This window comes from Pseudomonas sp. 7SR1 (assembly GCF_900156465.1).
Lineage (GTDB): Bacteria > Pseudomonadota > Gammaproteobacteria > Pseudomonadales > Pseudomonadaceae > Aquipseudomonas.
The window spans coordinates 290,019-307,436 of the sequence record NZ_LT707064.1 but is presented as its reverse complement, the minus strand read 5'-3'; the positions used below and the strand labels follow the sequence as shown (position 1 = coordinate 307,436).

The window sequence follows — 17,418 nt, the reverse complement described above, 5'->3', positions numbered from 1 at the left end:
TTCTGTGTTCTAGTTATCACTTGCGCGTTTGCGCGGCTGCGAAAGTGCCGCTAAATTGCCATCATTGATACCGAGCATTCAGTTATGCGTATAGACGGCGTTTCATCCCAGTCCTATCCCATCAAGCGCAGGCCTCGTACAGGCAGGATCGCTGATCAGGAGAACTTCGACGAAGTCGATGGCGAACTGGAGTTCCCGTCCGAAGAGCAACTGGCTGCCCGTGCCGCCAAGGCCAGCGCGCAACGCCTGAGCAATCTTCCCGCCCGTCAGCAGGACATGATTTACCATCGCGCCATGACCCGTAGCGTCGCCACGGCCCTGGCCAGCTACCTGAGCACCGCCGGCTTCGTCGATTGGGATATGGAAGTGCTGGGCCTCGATCTCTACATCTGATGGCATTGCCTTACTACCTGGGCTGCCCGTCCTGGAGTGAAAACGCCTGGCGCGACTACCTGTATCCCCAGGACGCCAGAAGCACCGATTTTCTCGACCTCTATTCCCAAGTGTTCAACGCCGTGGAAGGCAATACGACCTTCTACGCCAGCCCCTCTGCGGCCATCGTGCAGCGTTGGGCGCAAACCATGCCCTCGCACTTTCGCTTCACGGCCAAGTTCCCCGGCGATATCAGCCACCAAGGCGATTTGCGTGAGCACCAGAGCGCCGTCGACATATTCGTGCAATTGCTCCGCCCCTTGGGGGAACGGGTATCGCCGTTCTGGTTGCAGTTATCCAAGGCCTTCACGCCGGATCGATTGCCGGAGCTGGCAGGGTTCATCGACGCATTCGAAGGTCCCTTGGCCGTGGAGGTGCGTCACGATGAATTCTTCGCCAAGGGCGATGCCGAGCGCCGGCTCAACCGCCTGTTGCTCGACCGCGAGGTGGAGCGTATCTGCCTCGACCCCCGGGCGTTGTTCAGTTGCACATCGACCGACCCCTGCGTGCTTCATGCCCAGTCGAAAAAGCCCCGGGTGCCGCCGCGGCCGGCCGCGTTCACCCAATGCCCGCAGGTACGCTTCATCGGTCATCCAGCGCTGGAGGCCAACGAGCCGTTCCTGACGCCCTGGGTAGAAAAAATCGCCGGCTGGATCGAAGAAGGACGCACGCCGTACATCTTCCTGCACACCGCCGATAACGTGCTGGCGGCAAAACTCGCGCAACACTTTCACCGGCGATTGATGCATCGATTGCCTGGCTTGCCGGCCCTGCCTGAGTTATACAGAGAGCCCGCCGCCGAGCAACTGGGTTTGCTCTGAGGCGAACGTCCCTCTGCCCAGGAGCGAACTTCATGGATGCGCAAACCCGTCGAGCCCAGGCGTTCAAGGCCCTGCACGAACGCGAAGAGGCTTTCGTCATTCCCAACCCCTGGGACGCCGGTTCGGCAAAGATGCTTGCCAGCCTGGGTTTCGAAGCGTTGGCCACCACCAGTGCCGGTCATGCCTTTTCCCTGGCACGTCCCGATGGTGCGCTGGGGCTGGAAGATACCCTCGCCAATGTCCGGGCGATCGTGGCGGCCACTGACCTGCCGGTGGCAGTCGACCTGGAGAACGGTTTCGCCGATGCCCCCGAGGAGTGCGCTCGCAATCTGTTGCGTGCGGCGCAGGCCGGCGCGGTCGGGGGCTCCATCGAAGATGCCACGGGGCGCGAAGGCAGCCCGATCTATTGCTTCGAAGAGGCCGTAGCACGGGTGAAGGCCGCGGCAGACGCGGTGCGCAGCCTGCCATATCCCTTCGTGCTGACCGCTCGCGCGGAAAATTTCCTGCATGGTAATCCCGACCTGGACGACACGATTCGTCGCCTGAAGGCTTTCGCCGATGCTGGCGCCGACGTGCTCTACGCACCGGGGCTCAGCAGCGCCGGGCAGGTGCTGGCGGTGGTGCAGGCGGTGGCGCCCAAACCGGTGAATGTCCTGATGTCCGGCGCACTGGACCTGACGGTCGCGCAATTGAGCGAGCTGGGCGTCAAGCGCATCAGTGTCGGCTCTGCCCTGGCCCTGGCGGCGTACGGTGAGTTCATGCGTGCCGCCGAAGAGATCAGGCAGCAGGGCACCTTCACTTTTACCCGGCGTTCAATGCCGTTCCGGCAGGCCAACGAGTTGTTCAAGGGCTGAGGTCGGGCCGTGCGGGGATTGAAGGTATTCGCGTGTCTGCTGCTGATCGTTGGCGGCGCGGTGCTGGGTGTGCGGCAAGGTTGGCTGGCGGTGCCGCCGCAATGGAACCCCTGGGCGCCGCTGGATATCAACAGCCCGCCGAACCTGCTGACCCGTTACAAGCTGATGGCCCTGCGCAACGATCCGCAACTCTGTGACCAGGCCCTCGCGACCTCTATCCTGCGGGTCGTTCGCCAGGCCGATAGCGATCCCAGGGGCAATTGCCCATTGACCAATGTCGTAAGAGTCCAGGGCAGCGAGGTGGCGCTGAGCAGCAGCTTCCTGGCCAGTTGCCCGCTGGCGGTGGCATTCGCCCTGTTCGAGCGCCATGCGTTGCAGCCGGCGGCCATGGCGGCCTATGGGCAGAAAGTGAAGCGGGTCGATCACCTGGGCAGTTTTGCCTGTCGCAACATGTACGGTCGTGAGACCGGCGCGCGCAGCCAGCATGCCACCGCAAGCGCCCTGGACATCGCCGGGTTTCGCCTGGCCGACGGGCGTGCGATCAGCGTCCTCAGGGACTGGCCCAAGGACAATGCCGATGCGCGTTTTCTACGTCAGGCCCGGGATGGCGCCTGCGATATGTTCAGTGTGGTCCTGAGCCCGGACTACAACGCGGCGCACCGCAATCATTTCCATCTGGACGTGGGGCCCTGGTGGATCTGTCGCTAGGCTCTGTTCGAAAAGCCTTGATACTCGTTCATGCTGACCTGAGACGGGGCTTGCTGTTCTCATTTCGCCACGCCTGGCCTTCGCGCAGACATATCCCAGACAGAGTCAGGATAGCCTCAGGCGGCGATACGCAGGTTCTGCAGCACGATCGGACGTGCCCAGCGAGTGTCGAAATCCAGTGCCTTCTGCTGCGCCACCAATTCCTCTTCCGGGAATGGCGGGAAAGGCTTGTCCAGCAGGTCCAGTTCGAACTCGGCGATCGGCAAGTGCAGGGGGCGAGGTTGTGGCGCAGGGCCAGGTTCCGGCAGTGGCTGGCCAGCGGTGAGGACGATTGGGCGGACCCAGTTGCTTTCGAAGTTCTGCTGTTTTTGCTGGGCGACGATTTCTTCCGGCGGGAAGGGCGGGAAGGGTTTGTCCAGCAGGTCGAGTTCGAATTCGGCGATGGGTAGGAACAGCGGTTCTGGCGGTTTGACCTGGGTTTGTGTCACGTCGCAGGTGCGCTGGCTGACGATGTGGTCCAGCAGTTCGGCGCCGAGGGTCGGTTCAACAGCCTCATCGAGGGCGACCGGCTGGTAGCTGCCGGGCGCCGGTGCGTTTTCACCCAGTTGATCGGCCAGGGCCCGGGCAAAGAAATCCTGCCACAGGTGACTGACGCCGCTCAGCGCTTGGGTGTTACGCAGGCTGTAATCGCCGTAAGGGGAGATGACGCCTATCGATGTGGATTGAATGTCTGACATTTTTCTCGGTCGACGCTCAGCTCTGGCAAAATGCCGTTCACCGTTGTTATCGGCCGTTTTTGTCGATCCTTAATTTTTTGAGCATGTTTTCCATGAGTGAGCGAACCGCGGCCTGCCGCATCCACGTCGAGGCCCTGGCCCCGGCCTTCCAGCCACAGGCCGAGCACTGGGCCCAGCGGCTTGGGCTGCCCTTGCAGGTGGAGGATGGCGAGTTTGCCTTGCAGATCGGCGCGCAGGGGTTGCAACTGCAGCAACTGGGGCCGGACGCACCGGGGCCGGTACGGGTGGACTTCGTCGAGGGGGGCGCAGCGCATCGCCGGTTGTACGGTGGCGGCAGCGGGCAAATGATCGCCAAGGCGGTGGGCATCGCCCAGGGCGTGCGTCCGCGGGTGCTGGATGCCACCGCCGGGTTGGGCAAGGATGCCTTTGTCCTGGCCAGCCTGGGCTGCGACATGAGCCTGGTCGAGCGCCAGCCGCTGATCGGCGCCTTGCTGGAGGACGGCCTGGCCCGAGGCGCGGAGGATTTCGACGTCGCCCCCATCGTGGCCCGCATGCGCCTGTTCAAGGGCAACGCCATCGAGGTGATGCGTAACTGGGAAGGCGAGCCCCCCCAGGTGATCTACCTGGACCCGATGTTTCCCCATCGCGAGAAAACCGCCTTGGTGAAGAAGGAGATGCGCCTGTTCCGTCCCCTGGTGGGCGACGACCTGGACGCCCCGGCGTTGCTGGCCGCAGCACTGGCCCTGGCGAGCCATCGGGTGGTGGTCAAGCGTCCGCGCAAGGCACCGTGCATCGAAGGACCCAAGCCGAGTCATGGCCTGGAGGGCAAGTCCAGCCGCTACGATATCTATCCCAAGAAAGCCCTCAAGCCCTGAGACCGGGGGCCTTCATCGTGGCCAGCCCACGATCGGGCCCTTCGATACGCCGAGGACTAGGGGTGGTAAGCCCGCATGAACAACCCCACCACTTCCCGCACATGATCCTCGGCCGCGTCGCGGTCCAGCGGCTCGCCGCAGCCATACAGCAAGCGGAAGTTCGCCGCTCCCTTGATCAGGCAAAAGAAATGTTCGGCGGCATGGCGGGGCTTGTCGATGCTCAAGGCCCCGCTCTGGTGGACCTTGGTCAGCAAACGCTCCATGCCGGTGAGCATCCGCTGGGGACCGGCTTCGTAGAACACCGTCGAAAGCTTGGGATCCTGGCTGCCCAGGGTCATGATCAGCCGATGCAGGTTCACCGACTCGTCACTGTTGATCAGTTGATGGAAGCCTCGGGCGATGGTCAGCAGCACGTTTTCAATCGGCACGCCTTCCGGCCATTCGAAGAACAGCAAGGGAACCTGCTCCTCGCATTTGGCGATCACCGCGGCGGAAAACAACGTTTCCTTGTCGTTGAAATGGCTATAGACCGTCAGTTTCGACACACCAGCCTCGGCGGCCACGGCCTCCATGCTGGTACTGGCGTAGCCCATGCTCAGGAACAGGCGCTTGGCGGCGTCGAGAATGGCCTGGCGCTTGGCCAGGTCCTTGGGACGGCCGGGGCCGCTGGGGGATGAAAGATTGTTCGACATTCTTCGCGTTAATACTGGACTGGTGAGTTTGCTATTAATAACATACTCGCCAGTATAATTATTCCAAGCACCCTTAGCGAAAGGTCACTCGTCATGTTCCGCTATGCGTCGTCCCTCGCCCTGCCAGTCAGCCTGGCTTTTTTATTGTCTGCGTGTGGCCATGACGAACCGGTGCCCGTTGCCGTGCGTCCTGCCATGGTGGTCAAGCCCGAGCCCTCGGCCCAGGCGACGGACAGCTATCCTGGCGAGGTGCGGGCGCGTTTCGAGCCGGACCTGGCTTTCCGTATCGGTGGCAAGGTAAGCCGCCGGCTGGTGGAGGAAGGCCAGAGGGTCAAGGCCAACCAGCCATTGGCCGAGCTCGACCCCGAGGACGTGCGCCTGCAACTGGAGGCCACTCGGGCCCAGGTGGCCGCCGCCGAGGCCAACCTCAACCTGGTGCGGGCCGAACGTGATCGCTACAAGACCTTGCTGGATCGGCAGATGGTCAGCCGGTCCCAATACGACAACGCCGAAAACCTTTACCGCTCCGGCGCCGCGCGGCTCAAGCAGATCAAGGCCGAATTCGACGTGGCCAGCAACCAGGCCAGCTATTCGGTATTGCGTGCACCCCAGGATGGCGTGGTCGCCCGACGTTCGGTGGAAGTGGGGCAGGTGGTATCGGCCGGTCAGACGGTCTTCACCCTGGCCACCGATGGGGAGCGTGAGGTGCTCATCAGCCTGCCGGAGCAGAGCTTCGGCCGCTTCAAGATCGGCCAGCCGGTCTCCGTGGAGCTATGGAGCCAGCCCGATCAGCGCTTCAGTGGGCGTATCCGTGAACTTTCGCCGGCCGCCGATCCCAAGTCCCGCACGTTCGCCGCTCGGGTGGCCTTCACGGCCGGCAGCGTGCCGGCCGAGCTGGGCCAGAGCGCGCGGGTGTTTATCCAGGCCGCCGACAAGGTTCCGCTGTCGGTGCCACTCTCGGCACTGACCGCCGAGAACGGTGCCACCTATGTCTGGGTGGTCAATGCCAACCACACCCTGAAAAAAGTCCCGGTGCGCGTCGGCGCCTTCGGCGAGAAGACCGTGCCGGTGCTGGAAGGCTTGAGCCCCGACGATTGGGTCGTCGCGGCGGGCGTGCATGTGCTCCTCGACGGCCAGCAGGTACGGCCTGTGGATCGCTCCAACCGTGCGGTCAACCTGGCGGCCAAGGAGTAATTCCCGATGGGTTTCAATCTTTCCGAGTGGGCGCTGCGTAATCGCCAGATCGTACTGTTCCTGATGTTGCTGCTGGCTATCGTTGGTGCGCTTTCCTACACCAAGCTGGGCCAGAGCGAAGATCCACCGTTCACGTTCAAGGCCATGGTGATTCGCACCAACTGGCCGGGGGCCACGGCCGAGGAAATGTCGCGGCAGGTCACCGAGCGCATCGAAAAGAAGCTGATGGAAACCGGCGATTACGAAAAGATCGTCTCGTTCTCGCGGCCGGGCGAGTCCCAGGTGACCTTCATGGCCCGCGACTCCCTGCATTCGGCACAGATCCCCGAGCTGTGGTACCAGATCCGCAAGAAAGTCGCCGATATCCGTCACACGTTGCCGCCGGGTATCCAGGGGCCGTTCTTCAACGATGAGTTCGGCACGACCTTTGGCAATATCTACGCGCTGACCGGCGACGGGTTCGACTACGGCGTGCTCAAGGATTACGCCGACCGTGTGCAGATCCAGCTGCAACGGGTCAAGGATGTGGGCAAGGTCGAGCTGATTGGCCTGCAGGACGAAAAGATCTGGATCGAACTGTCGAACGTAAAGCTGGCCACCCTTGGCTTGCCCCTGGCGGCGGTCCAGCAGGCCCTCGAGGAGCAGAATGCGGTGTCCACCGCCGGTTTCTTCGAAACCGGTAGCGAGCGCCTGCAGCTACGGGTGTCGGGGAATTTCCAGACCGTGGAAGAGATTCGCAGCTTCCCCATCCGGGTCGCCGATCGTACGTTCCGTATCGACGATGTGGCGGATGTGCGTCGCGGTTTCAACGATCCGCCGGCACCGCGCATGCGCTTCATGGGCGAAGACGCCATAGGCCTGGCTGTGGCCATGAAGGACGGCGGTGACATTCTGATCCTGGGCAAGGCCCTGGAGGCCGAGTTTGCCCGGATCCAGAACAATCTCCCGGCCGGCATGCAACTGCGCAAGGTCTCGGACCAGCCGGCGGCGGTGAAGACCGGTGTGGGCGAGTTCGTCCAGGTGCTGGTGGAAGCGCTGACGATCGTGTTGCTGGTGAGCTTCTTTTCCCTGGGCCTGCGCACCGGGATGGTGGTGGCCCTGGCGATTCCGCTGGTGCTGGCGATGACTTTCGCGGCGATGTATTACCTGGGGATCGGCCTGCACAAGATTTCCCTTGGCGCGCTGGTGCTGGCCCTGGGGCTGCTGGTGGACGACGCGATCATCGCCGTGGAGATGATGGCGATCAAGATGGAGCAGGGCTTCGACCGGATCAAGGCCGCCAGCTATGCCTGGACCAGCACTGCATTCCCGATGCTCACCGGTACGCTGATCACGGCGGCGGGGTTCCTGCCGATCGCCACGGCGCAATCGGGCACCGGCGAATATACCCGTTCGATTTTCCAGGTGGTGACCCTGGCGTTGGTGGCGTCCTGGGTGGCTGCGGTGGTGTTCGTGCCTTACCTGGGGGAAAAGCTGCTGCCGGACCTGGCGAAAATCCATGCGGCCAGACACGGCACTCGTGACGGTCAGCCCGATCCCTATGGCACGCCGTTCTACCAGCGCGTCCGGCGCCTGGTGGAGTGGTGCGTGCGTCGGCGTAAAACCGTCATCGCACTGACGGTGCTGCTGTTTGTCGGCTCGGTGGTGCTGTTCCGTTTTGTCCCTCAGCAATTCTTCCCGGCGTCGGGGCGTCTGGAGTTGATGGTCGATCTGAAGCTGGAGGAAGGCGCCTCCCTGAGCAACACCGCCGAACAGGTCAAGCGCCTGGAAGCGATGCTCAAGGATCATCCGGGCATCGATAACTACGTGGCCTATGTCGGTACCGGGTCTCCTCGTTTCTATCTGCCGCTGGATCAACAACTGCCTGCTCCCAGCTTCGCCCAGTTCGTGGTGCTGGCCAAGACCATCGAGGATCGCGAGCCGTTGCGCAGCTGGCTGATCAGTACCTTGAACGAACAGTTTCCCACCCTGCGTTCACGGGTCACTCGCCTGGAAAACGGACCACCCGTGGGTTACCCGGTGCAGTTCCGGGTGACCGGCGAGCACATCGAAGAAGTCCGGGCCCTGGCGAGGAAAGTGGCGACCAAGGTGCGTGAAAACCCTTACGTGGCCAATGTGCATCTGGATTGGGAAGAGCCGAGCAAGGTCGTGTACCTGAATGTCGATCAGGAGCGCGCCCGGGCCCTGGGGGTGAGCACCGTCGACCTGTCGAAGTTCCTCCAGAGTTCCCTCATCGGCTCCAGCGTCAGCCAGTACCGCGAAGACAACGAGCTGATCGAGATCCTGCTGCGTGGCACCGTGCACGAACGCACCGAACTGTCCTTGCTGCCCAGCCTCGCGGTGCCTACCGAGAATGGCACCAGCGTTGCGCTGTCCCAGATCGCGACGTTGGAGTACGGCTTCGAAGAAGGCGTGATCTGGCACCGCAACCGCCTGCCGAGCGTGACCGTGCGGGCCGACATTTACGGCAAGGAGCAACCGGCGACCCTGGTCCAGCAGATCTTCCCGACCCTGGACCCGATTCGGGCCGAGTTGCCGGATGGCTACCTGCTGGAGGTCGGCGGTACGGTAGAGGATTCGGCTCGCGGCCAGAAGTCGGTGAATGCCGGTGTGCCGCTGTTCATCGTGGTGGTGCTGACGTTGCTGATGCTGCAGCTGCGCAGCTTCTCGCGCACGGCCATGGTGTTCCTGACCGCTCCCCTGGGGCTGATCGGTGTGACGCTGTTTTTGCTGGTGTTCCGCCAGCCGTTCGGTTTCGTCGCCATGCTGGGGACTATCGCCCTGTCGGGAATGATCATGCGTAACTCGGTGATCCTGGTGGACCAGATCGAGCAGGATATCGAGGCAGGACTGACGCCCTGGCAGGCGATCATCGAAGCCACCGTGCGCCGTTTCCGACCCATCGTGCTCACCGCCCTGGCGGCGGTGCTGGCAATGATCCCCTTGTCCCGCAGCCTTTTCTTCGGGCCGATGGCCGTGGCGATCATGGGGGGACTGATCGTGGCGACGGCGTTGACGCTGCTGTTCCTGCCGGCGCTGTATGCGGCCTGGTTCAGGGTCAAGAAAACCTGACTGCAGTTCTCTGACGCCAAAAGACAATGTGGGAGCGAGCCTGCTCGCGATAGCGGTGTAACAGCCAACGAAGGTGTCATGGCTGATATCGCTTCGCGAGCAGGCTCGCTCCCACAGGTGTTTATGCTGGGTGTCAGAGCGCGCCGAACACCTTCTTCGCCAGACTGGTGGCCGCGGCCGCCGGGTTCTGGCGAATGGCGGCTTCCTGCTTGCCGATCATTTCAAACAAGCCATCGAGCGCCTGTTCAGTCACGTAGTTCTCGACGTTGGCGCTTTTCGCGTCCAGTACACCGAAGGTCGCGGCCTGGCCTGCGAAGGCATTGTATTGCTGGGCCAGGCCGACCTTGTCGGTGGCTTGCTTGACGATAGGCAGGAACTTGGCACGGATCTGCTCGCGGCTGCTCTTGTTCAGGTACTGCGTGGCCGAGTCGTTGCCGCCGCTGAGGATGCCCTTGGCATCGTCCACGCTCATGTTCTTCACTGCGTTGACCAGGATCGGCTGGGCCTGGACCACGGCGGCCTCGGCGGCCTGGTTCATGCTGCTCTCCAGTTGCTCGACCTGGTCGCCCATGCCGAAGGCCTTCATCTTGCTGGCGACCTTGCCGAGCTTGCCCGGCAGCTCGATCTTGACCTCGGGGTTGTTGCTGAAGCCGCCAGGGGTGCCGAGTTGCTTGACCGCGACTTGAGCGCCTTGGGTCAAGGCGTCCTTGAGGCCGCCCGTGGCATCTTTTTGCGACAGGTCGCCAAGGGACAGGGCCATGGCTTGGGCACTGATCAACAGGCCGGCGCACAGGCCGGTGAAACGCAGGGTAGAGCGGAGCATGACAGCGTCCTTGAAGTGAATGGGAAAGGAATCAGCGGGCAGCGTCGACACGGATCTTCAACGGCTGCGGATCATTGCCATCGAGTTGCACGGTATGTTGTTCGGTGGTGATGAACATCACGCGTCCGTCCACCTCGATACGGGCACTCACGGCATACCGGTGCCCGGGCTTGACCTGGGCCGGATCATAACTGAGGTGGAACGGCAGCGGGACCTGGCCTTTGACCGGGCCGCTCTGCTCATCGAGCACCGTGGCCGGGGCATCGGCCAGGGAAACGTCCTGCAGGCTGACGCTCAGGATCGCGCTGGGTGGCAGGGCGATGCGCTGCAGGTAGAACACTTCGCCGTCGAGGCTGTGCCGGCTCGCCAGCGGTGCGCTGGAACAGGCACCGAGCAGTGCCGCGAGGGCGATGAGGGGAAGCTTGTTCATCGGACAATTCCTTGGTTGGGGAGGCGCCAGCGGTCAAGCGGGCGCCTGGGTGGTCAGTCCTGGGACACCGGGGCAACCTGTTCCGCCGCGTCTTCACTGCGATGCAACGCCACCTGACGGATCGACAGGCGGATTTCCGCCGGCAGCACCCGTTTGGCCGCGCCTTCGGCCAGTTCGCCCAACAACTCGTGATAGCTTAGCTTGCCCGCTTCGTCCCGGCGCAGCACGTCGAGATCCAGCATGGTCTGGATGAAGTGGCGGAACAGGCTCTTGTCGAAGAATTCCGGTGCATTCAGGCCATGGAGAATCGACAGGCGCTGGGCCATCACGGTACAGAGGTCTTCCAGCTCCTCGGCACTGATGCTGTTCTGGCCACTGTTGAGCAGCAGCGAGACCGTCATGTAGAAGCGCTGCAGGGTCTGGGCAATGCTCTTGGACAACAGGGTCAACAGCACGAAGTGCCGCGAACTCGGGGCCGGGCGCAGGTACAGGTCCTTTTCGAAGCGCAGCAGGCCCTGTTCGACGAATGCTTCGAGCCATTGGTCCACCACTTCATCCAACTGGTCCAGGGACCAGCGGATGAACAGCTCCGATTGCAGGTACGGGTACAAGGCGCGAGTGTAGCGCAGGATCTGCTCGCGACTCATGCGCGACGTACTCTGGAAGAAACTGGCCAGCAACGCGGGCAAGGCGAAGATATGCAGCACGTTGTTGCGGTAATAGGTCATCAGTACCGCGTTCTGCTCGTCCAGGTAGAGGATCTTGCCCAGGGCATCGCTCTGTTCCGACAGCAGGTCCATGCCTTTGACATGCTCGATCAAGGCCAGGCCATCGCCTTCGGGAAGGGTGGTGTAGGGTGAATACGGTACTTTGCGCAGCAAGGCCAGGTACAGGTCCAGTACCCGGGCCATGGCGCGGTCGTCCAGGGCCAGGCGGCTGGTGGACAACAGCGCCAGGGCGACGAGGTTGACCGGGTTGATCGCGGCGGCTTCGTTCAGGTGCCGGGCCACACGTTCGCCGAGACGATGGGTGGTTGCGTTGAGCCAGGCTGGCTTGAATTGCGGGCCAAGCGCTTGTTGGCGCCAGTCCGGCTGTTCGCTGTCGAGGAACTGGGCCAGCCTGATCGGTTCGCCGAAGTTGACTGCCACTTGGCCGAAGCGCTGCTTGAGGGCGCCGACGACCTTGAAAATGTCGAAGATCGACTCTTTCTTCTTGCTGGCGCCGCGCAGTTCGCCCAGGTAGGTACGGCCTTCCAGTACCCGCTCATAACCGATGTAGACCGGCACGAACACGATGGGCGTGCGCGAGGAGCGCAGGAAGCTGCGCAAGGTGATGGCAAGCATGCCGGTCTTGGGCTGCAGCATGCGCCCGGTACGCGATCGCCCGCCCTCGACGAAGTACTCCACGGGGAAGCCTTTAGTGAACAGCGTGTGCAGGTATTCGTTGAACACCGCCGTATAGAGCGGGTTGCCCTTGAATGTGCGGCGCATGAAAAACGCCCCGCCGCGGCGCAGCAGGCCGCCGATCACCGGCATGTTGAGGTTGATGCCGGCGGCGATGTGCGGTGGGGTCAGGCCGTTGCGAAACAGCAGGTAAGACAGCAGCAGGTAGTCGATATGGCTGCGATGGCAGGGCACATAGATGACTTCGTGGCCGGGAGCGATCTTCTGCACGCTCTCGATGTGGTTGACCTTGATGCCGTCGTAGATCTTGTTCCAGAACCAGCTCAGCACCACCTCCAGGAAGCGGATAGCGGTATAGGTGTAGTCCGAGGCGATCTCGTTGCCATAGCGCAGGGCCTGGGCCTTGGCTTTCTCTGTGGATATCTTTTCCCGCTCGGCCTCCTCGGCAATCGCCTGCCTGACCAACGGTTGGTTCACCAGCCCTTTGACCAGGTTGCGGCGATGGGAGATGTCGGGGCCGATCACCGCCGACTTCAGGTTGCGCAAGTGCACCCGCAGGATCCGCTGGGCCATGCGTACGGTGCGCTCGTGGCCCTTGTCGTGTTCGATCAGTTCGCGCAGGTGGATCGGCGCGGAAAACTGCACCCGGGTCTTGCGTCCCAGGATCATGATGCTCAGCAGGCGGCGCAGGCGTCCGGTGACGGCCCAGCTGTCGGCGAACAGCAGTTTCCATGGGCTGGATTCGCTGTCGGGCGACTGGCCCCAGAACACACTCACCGGGATGATCTGCGCGTCTTCGGCGGCGTTCTGCGTCAGGGCATTGACCAGTCGTGTCAACGTGGGGGGCGCGCCGCGCTTGTCCTGGCGCCCGAGCCAGTCGGGGGCCGGGGTCAGATAGAAAAAGGCTGCCGGCTCCAGCAGGTTCCCCACCGCTACCGGTAATACGGGACGGGGCAGGCCGGCCTTGGTGCATTCGGTGTCGAGCACCGCCAGGTCGGTGAGCGAAGGGTCTTGCAGGACGTAGAACACCGGACGGCTGCGGTCGAGATCGAGGGTGAAGGACGACTGGTTGATCGTCTCGGAACGAACCCAGAGATACAACAGGCGGCGCAGGGTGCCAAATACAAGACGACGGAACGGGGAGCGGGTCATACGGCTTCTGCGTGAGTGGAAAGAATCGAGCGGTCGCTAGTGTGCCGGATTCGTCGAAAATCGGCAAAAAAGCGGCGAAGTAAAGTCAGTTGAGAGTTTTCGTGTGTGTCTTATACTCGGTCGCTGAACGCCTCGGCCTTCCCATGGACGGCTGCGGGGCGGCGAAAGTTCGTACAGCTTTATCTTGCCGTCGGGCGGGAGAGCTGGCTTGAAAAATAAGAATTGGGAGTGAGCAATCATGGCAGCACGCGAAACCGGCAACGTGAAGTGGTTCAACGACGCCAAGGGCTACGGTTTTATCCAGCGTGAAGGCGGGGCGGATGTATTCGTGCACTATCGCGCGATCCGCGGCGAAGGCCACCGTTCGCTGATCGAGGGCCAGAAGGTCGAGTACGCGGTGGTGGAAGGGCAGAAGGGCCTGCAGGCTGAGGATGTGGTGGGGTTGTAAACCGCATTCACTGGCTACGCGAAACCCATTGTGGGAGCGAGCTTGCTCGCGATAGCGGTGTGTCAGTCACTTCTAATCTGGCTGATCTACCGCTATCGCGAGCAAGCTCGCTCCCACATTGGCTCTGCGGTGGGCTGGAAGTCAGCGTCACGCCGTCTTCCAGGTGATCTCTTCTTCCCCATCGGCGCTGATGCGAATCCAGCGATCCGCCGATTCCTCGCCTTCCTCTTCAACCCAGGAGCCCGGCGCACAGCGTACTTCGACGTTCAGCGCGGCGAAGGCGGCGCGGGCGCAGGCGATGTCGTCTTCCCATGGGGTCCGGTCGCTTTCCAGGTAAAGGCTGTTCCATTTGCCCACGGCCTTGGGCAGCCAGGTCACTGGGATATCGCCAGCCTTGCATTTGTAGGTCTGGCCTTTCTGGGTCCATTCGCTGCAAGGTCCCAGGGCCTGGCTCAGCCAGGCGGCGATGGCCTTGTGGTCAACATCGGCGTCCTTGAGGTAAATCTCGATATCGGGTTGGCGCATGGATGTCCTCACTGTGGTCTCGAAAAATCCATTCGCGGATTTAGTGTCGGCCCCGAACGCTCGCCCGGGACCCGATAGGGTTATTGAAGAACGAAATAATCGTAGCGCATCGACACCGTGACCTCGAAGGGTTCGGCCTGCTCGATCACGCTGGCGCGGCGCTCGGCATTGGCGCGCCAGCCGTGGGGCGTCATGGCCAGCAGGTTGGCCCGATCCGGGCCGCTGTCCAGCGTCAAGCGAAACTCCAGGGTTTCGCTGTGCTCCAGCGTCATGCCCGGCGGCACCAGGGCCAGATGCTTGTCATCGGTGTATTCGCGCACTTCGTCGTACAGCCGCTCGCGCAGTTCCATCAGGTGACCGCGGGTGGGGCCGACTTTCATCAGGCCACCACCAGGGCTGAGCAGGCGCCTGGCCTCCTGCCAGTCCAAGGGGCTGAACACGCTTGCCAGGAACTGGCAGCAACCATCCGCCAACGGTACCCGGGCCATGCTGGCGATCAACCAGGTCAACCGTGGGTTGCGTTTGCAGGCACGCTTGACCGCCTCCCGCGAGATGTCCAGGGCGTAGCCATCAGCGTCGGGCAGGGCATCGGCGATCTGCGCGGTGTAGTAGCCCTCGCCACAGCCGATGTCCAGCCAGCGACCGGGGGCTCGTTGCGCAGCCAGTTCGGCCAGGCGCCGGGCCACCGGAGCGTAGTGCCCGGCATTGAGGAAGGCGCGACGGGCTTCGACCATGGCCTGGTTGTCCCCAGGGTCGCGGCTGTTCTTGTGCTGCACCGGCAGCAGGTTGAGGTAACCCTGGCGCGCCCGGTCGAAGCGATGGCCGGCCGGGCACACCACGCCGTTGTCCAGCGCCTTGAGCGGTTCGCTGCAGATCGGACAGGCGAGCATCAGGCGAGTAACTTGATCAGCGTCTTGTAGTAGATCTCGGTCAGTACGTCGAGATCGGCCGCCAGCACGCGTTCGTTGACCTGGTGGATGGTGGCGTTGACCGGCCCCAGTTCCACCACTTGCGTTCCCATGGTGGCGATGAAGCGCCCGTCGGACGTACCGCCGCTGGTGGACGCCTGGGTTTCACGCCCGGTGACGTCCCGGATGCTGGAAGACACGGCGTCCAGCAGCGCACCCGGTTCGGTGAGGAACGGCAGGCCGGACAGTGCCCAGTCGATGTGCCAGTCCAGTTGATGCTTGTCGAGGATGTCGGCAACTCGCTGTTGCAGGCCTTCGACGGTGGATTCGGTGGAAAAGCGGAAGTTGAACACCGCCACCAGGTCGCCCGGAATCACGTTGGTCGCGCCAGTGCCGGCGTTGAGGTTGGAGATCTGGAAGCTGGTGGGCGGGAAGAAGTCGTTGCCGTGGTCCCAATGTTCGGCGGCCAGTTCCGCCAGCGCCGGCGCCGCCAGGTGGATCGGGTTCTTCGCCAGGTGTGGGTAAGCCACGTGGCCCTGCTTGCCGCGCACGGTCAATTGCGCGCCGAGGGAGCCGCGGCGGCCGTTCTTGACCACATCGCCCACCAGCGTGGTGCTCGACGGTTCGCCGACGATGCACCAGTCCAGTCGTTCCTGGCGGGCCTTGAGGCGTTCCACCACAGCCTTGGTGCCGTGGTGGGCCGGGCCTTCTTCATCGCTGGTGATCAGGAAGGCGACCGAACCCTTGTGGTCCGGGTAGTCGGTGACAAAACGCTCGGCCGCCACCACCATCGCCGCCAGGCTGCCTTTCATGTCCGCCGCGCCACGGCCGCAGAGCATCCCATGCTCGTCGATGACCGCATCGAACGGATCGAGCTGCCAGGCCTGTACCGGGCCGGTGGGCACCACGTCGGTATGCCCGGCGAAGCACAGCACCGGCCCCTCGTGCTTGCCATGGCTGGCCCAGAAGTTATCCACATCCTCGAAGCGCATGGGTTCGAGCTTGAAGCCTGCGTTGCCCAGGCGCTGCATCATCAGTTTCTGACAGTCGGCATCCACGGGCGTCACGGACGGACGGCGGATCAGGTCGCAGGCAAGTTGCAGGGTCGGCGAGAGGTCGGCGTGGGCCGTCATGGAAGCTCCGGGAATATAGAATGAACGCAAGGCTTGTAGATCAGCGGGCAGGCTCCCGCAAAATGGCGGTTATCTTATAGCAAAACCACCACCATGGGCCCAAGTATGCCTACGGTGATTGACACAAAACCTGTGGGCGCGAGCTTGCGCGCGCAGGCGGTGTATCAGGCAATACTTCATCGACTGTCATACCGCTATCGCGAGCAGGCTCGCTCCCACAGAGGGTTTGTCTGGAATTGATGCCGCGACCGGGCGCCTGGGGCTCGAATTGCTCCGACAAAGCCCTATAATGCGCGCCGGTTTCTGGGGTAATGGTCATGAGTACAGACGATCCACGCTTTGCCGGCATCGCCCGTTTGTATGGCATCGAGGGCCTGGAACGCCTGCGGGCGGCCCATGTGGCGATCGTCGGGGTCGGCGGGGTCGGTTCCTGGGCGGCGGAAGCCATTGCCCGTTGCGGCGTGGGCGAGATTTCGCTGTTCGACCTGGACGACGTCTGTGTCAGCAACGCCAATCGTCAGCTGCATGCCCTCGACAGCACCGTCGGCAAACCCAAGGTGCAGGTGATGGCCGAGCGTTTGCGCGGGATCAACCCCGACTGCACGGTGCACGCGGTGGCGGATTTCGTCACCCGCGACACCATGGCCGAATACATCACGCCGAACATCGACTGCGTGATCGACTGCATCGACAGTGTCAATGCCAAGGCCGCGCTGATTGCCTGGTGCAAGCGTCGCAAGATCCAGATCATCACCACGGGCGGCGCAGGCGGGCAGATCGACCCGACGCTGATCCAGGTATGCGACCTGAACCGTACGTTCAATGATCCGCTGGCGTCGAAAGTGCGTTCCACCTTGCGCCGCGACTACGGTTTTTCCCGCACCGTGACCCGTCACTACAGCGTGCCCTGTGTGTTTTCCACCGAACAGCTGCGCTACCCGAAACCGGACGGCAGCATTTGTCTGCAGAAGAGTTTTGTCGGCGATGGCGTGAAGCTCGACTGCGCCGGAGGGTTCGGCGCGGTCATGATGGTCACGGCGACATTCGGCATGGTCGCGGCGACCAAGGCTGTGGATAAGATCGTGGCGGGTGTGCGACGACCGGCGGACAGGGTCAAGCCTCAGGTTTGAGGGGCTTATGGCCTCATCGCGAGCAAGCTCGCGCCCACATAGGGTCAGGCTGAACGCAGTATTTGCGTGCACCAAATCCCC

At 62.9% G+C, this 17,418-nt stretch carries 17 protein-coding genes; 9 read left to right on the top strand and 8 right to left on the bottom strand.

The window, feature by feature from the left end:
- The first annotated feature begins 84 nt into the window (after positions 1–84).
- The 4 genes from BW992_RS01490 to BW992_RS01475 are packed head-to-tail and all read left to right on the top strand — an operon-like array spanning position 85 to position 2,815.
- Positions 85–393, top strand: a complete 309-nt coding sequence (locus BW992_RS01490; protein WP_072388014.1) for a hypothetical protein — start codon at positions 85–87, stop codon at positions 391–393.
- Positions 393–1,253 carry a DUF72 domain-containing protein gene (locus BW992_RS01485; RefSeq protein WP_076405369.1) on the top strand — a complete coding sequence of 287 codons (861 nt, stop codon included), beginning with the start codon at positions 393–395 and terminating at the stop codon, positions 1,251–1,253. Before BW992_RS01490 ends, BW992_RS01485 begins: the two co-directional genes overlap by 1 nt.
- Positions 1,254–1,285: 32 nt before the next feature.
- The gene (locus tag BW992_RS01480) at positions 1,286–2,107 is read left to right on the top strand and encodes an isocitrate lyase/PEP mutase family protein (protein WP_072388010.1); all 822 of its coding nucleotides are present in this window, start codon (positions 1,286–1,288) and stop codon (positions 2,105–2,107) included.
- A 9-nt stretch (positions 2,108–2,116) separates the two neighbouring features.
- The gene (locus BW992_RS01475; RefSeq protein ID WP_072388008.1) at positions 2,117–2,815 is read left to right on the top strand and encodes an extensin-like domain-containing protein; all 699 of its coding nucleotides are present in this window, start codon (positions 2,117–2,119) and stop codon (positions 2,813–2,815) included.
- A gap of 116 nt (positions 2,816–2,931) precedes the next feature.
- On the opposite strand, the gene BW992_RS01470 is transcribed toward BW992_RS01475, so the two are convergent.
- The gene (locus BW992_RS01470) at positions 2,932–3,552 is read right to left on the bottom strand and encodes an energy transducer TonB (protein ID WP_072388006.1); all 621 of its coding nucleotides are present in this window, start codon (positions 3,550–3,552) and stop codon (positions 2,932–2,934) included.
- A gap of 92 nt (positions 3,553–3,644) precedes the next feature.
- Here BW992_RS01470 and BW992_RS01465 point away from each other — a divergent pair, with 92 nt between their 5' ends.
- On the top strand, positions 3,645–4,427 hold the full coding sequence (locus tag BW992_RS01465) for a class I SAM-dependent methyltransferase (RefSeq protein ID WP_072430836.1): 783 nt from the start codon (positions 3,645–3,647) through the stop codon (positions 4,425–4,427).
- Positions 4,428–4,483: 56 nt separating this feature from the next.
- Here the strand turns inward: BW992_RS01465 and BW992_RS01460 are convergent, their stop codons facing one another.
- A complete protein-coding gene (locus tag BW992_RS01460; RefSeq protein WP_072388002.1) occupies positions 4,484–5,119 on the bottom strand; it encodes a TetR/AcrR family transcriptional regulator in 636 nt (211 codons plus the stop codon).
- A gap of 93 nt (positions 5,120–5,212) precedes the next feature.
- On the opposite strand from BW992_RS01460, the gene BW992_RS01455 reads away from it, so the two are divergent.
- Together BW992_RS01455 and BW992_RS01450 are read left to right on the top strand one after the other, a co-directional pair.
- Positions 5,213–6,313, top strand: coding sequence for an efflux RND transporter periplasmic adaptor subunit (locus BW992_RS01455; protein WP_072388000.1), 1,101 nt, complete (start codon positions 5,213–5,215; stop codon positions 6,311–6,313).
- Between the two features lie 6 nt (positions 6,314–6,319).
- Positions 6,320–9,385 carry an efflux RND transporter permease subunit gene (locus tag BW992_RS01450; protein ID WP_072387998.1) on the top strand — a complete coding sequence of 1,022 codons (3,066 nt, stop codon included), beginning with the start codon at positions 6,320–6,322 and terminating at the stop codon, positions 9,383–9,385.
- A 133-nt stretch (positions 9,386–9,518) separates the two neighbouring features.
- On the opposite strand, the gene BW992_RS01445 is transcribed toward BW992_RS01450, so the two are convergent.
- Genes BW992_RS01445 through plsB form a run of 3 tightly spaced genes read right to left on the bottom strand, consistent with a single transcriptional unit; the run spans position 9,519 to position 13,193 of the window.
- Positions 9,519–10,208 carry a DUF4197 domain-containing protein gene (locus tag BW992_RS01445; RefSeq protein ID WP_072387996.1) on the bottom strand — a complete coding sequence of 230 codons (690 nt, stop codon included), beginning with the start codon at positions 10,206–10,208 and terminating at the stop codon, positions 9,519–9,521.
- A 31-nt stretch (positions 10,209–10,239) separates the two neighbouring features.
- Positions 10,240–10,638 carry a YbaY family lipoprotein gene (locus BW992_RS01440; RefSeq protein WP_072387994.1) on the bottom strand — a complete coding sequence of 133 codons (399 nt, stop codon included), beginning with the start codon at positions 10,636–10,638 and terminating at the stop codon, positions 10,240–10,242.
- A gap of 53 nt (positions 10,639–10,691) precedes the next feature.
- Positions 10,692–13,193 carry a glycerol-3-phosphate 1-O-acyltransferase PlsB gene (gene plsB, locus BW992_RS01435; RefSeq protein WP_072430837.1) on the bottom strand — a complete coding sequence of 834 codons (2,502 nt, stop codon included), beginning with the start codon at positions 13,191–13,193 and terminating at the stop codon, positions 10,692–10,694.
- Between the two features lie 238 nt (positions 13,194–13,431).
- Between plsB and BW992_RS01430 the strand changes: the two genes are divergently transcribed.
- Entirely contained in the window at positions 13,432–13,641 is a 210-nt protein-coding gene (locus BW992_RS01430) for a cold shock domain-containing protein (RefSeq protein WP_072387990.1), read from the top strand.
- A 147-nt stretch (positions 13,642–13,788) separates the two neighbouring features.
- On the opposite strand, the gene BW992_RS01425 is transcribed toward BW992_RS01430, so the two are convergent.
- The 3 genes from BW992_RS01425 to dapE all read right to left on the bottom strand — a co-directional run bounded on the left by BW992_RS01425 (position 13,789) and on the right by dapE (position 16,207).
- Positions 13,789–14,166, bottom strand: coding sequence for a hypothetical protein (locus BW992_RS01425; RefSeq protein WP_072387988.1), 378 nt, complete (start codon positions 14,164–14,166; stop codon positions 13,789–13,791).
- Between the two features lie 80 nt (positions 14,167–14,246).
- Complete coding sequence (locus BW992_RS01420) at positions 14,247–15,056, bottom strand: putative RNA methyltransferase (RefSeq protein WP_072387985.1); 810 nt, start codon at positions 15,054–15,056, stop codon at positions 14,247–14,249.
- Positions 15,056–16,207: a succinyl-diaminopimelate desuccinylase gene (gene dapE, locus BW992_RS01415; RefSeq protein ID WP_076405367.1), complete on the bottom strand. Its 1,152-nt coding sequence runs from the start codon at positions 16,205–16,207 to the stop codon at positions 15,056–15,058. Before dapE ends, BW992_RS01420 begins: the two co-directional genes overlap by 1 nt.
- 317 nt (positions 16,208–16,524) lie before the next feature.
- Here dapE and tcdA point away from each other — a divergent pair, with 317 nt between their 5' ends.
- A complete protein-coding gene (tcdA, locus tag BW992_RS01410) occupies positions 16,525–17,337 on the top strand; it encodes a tRNA cyclic N6-threonylcarbamoyladenosine(37) synthase TcdA (protein WP_372239190.1) in 813 nt (270 codons plus the stop codon).
- Positions 17,338–17,418: the final 81 nt, after the last annotated feature.

Coding starts and splice junctions, on each gene's coding strand:
- BW992_RS01465 (WP_072430836.1), top strand. CDS start 3,645: ATGAGTGAGCGAACCGCGGCCTGCCGCATCCACGTCGAGGCCCTGGCC.
- BW992_RS01490 (WP_072388014.1), top strand. CDS start 85: ATGCGTATAGACGGCGTTTCATCCCAGTCCTATCCCATCAAGCGCAGG.
- plsB (WP_072430837.1), bottom strand. CDS start 13,193: ATGACCCGCTCCCCGTTCCGTCGTCTTGTATTTGGCACCCTGCGCCGC.
- BW992_RS01440 (WP_072387994.1), bottom strand. CDS start 10,638: ATGAACAAGCTTCCCCTCATCGCCCTCGCGGCACTGCTCGGTGCCTGT.
- dapE (WP_076405367.1), bottom strand. CDS start 16,207: ATGACGGCCCACGCCGACCTCTCGCCGACCCTGCAACTTGCCTGCGAC.
- BW992_RS01450 (WP_072387998.1), top strand. CDS start 6,320: ATGGGTTTCAATCTTTCCGAGTGGGCGCTGCGTAATCGCCAGATCGTA.
- BW992_RS01445 (WP_072387996.1), bottom strand. CDS start 10,208: ATGCTCCGCTCTACCCTGCGTTTCACCGGCCTGTGCGCCGGCCTGTTG.
- BW992_RS01425 (WP_072387988.1), bottom strand. CDS start 14,166: ATGCGCCAACCCGATATCGAGATTTACCTCAAGGACGCCGATGTTGAC.
- BW992_RS01420 (WP_072387985.1), bottom strand. CDS start 15,056: ATGCTCGCCTGTCCGATCTGCAGCGAACCGCTCAAGGCGCTGGACAAC.
- BW992_RS01460 (WP_072388002.1), bottom strand. CDS start 5,119: ATGTCGAACAATCTTTCATCCCCCAGCGGCCCCGGCCGTCCCAAGGAC.
- BW992_RS01470 (WP_072388006.1), bottom strand. CDS start 3,552: ATGTCAGACATTCAATCCACATCGATAGGCGTCATCTCCCCTTACGGC.
- BW992_RS01430 (WP_072387990.1), top strand. CDS start 13,432: ATGGCAGCACGCGAAACCGGCAACGTGAAGTGGTTCAACGACGCCAAG.
- tcdA (WP_372239190.1), top strand. CDS start 16,525: ATGAGTACAGACGATCCACGCTTTGCCGGCATCGCCCGTTTGTATGGC.
- BW992_RS01485 (WP_076405369.1), top strand. CDS start 393: ATGGCATTGCCTTACTACCTGGGCTGCCCGTCCTGGAGTGAAAACGCC.
- BW992_RS01480 (WP_072388010.1), top strand. CDS start 1,286: ATGGATGCGCAAACCCGTCGAGCCCAGGCGTTCAAGGCCCTGCACGAA.
- BW992_RS01455 (WP_072388000.1), top strand. CDS start 5,213: ATGTTCCGCTATGCGTCGTCCCTCGCCCTGCCAGTCAGCCTGGCTTTT.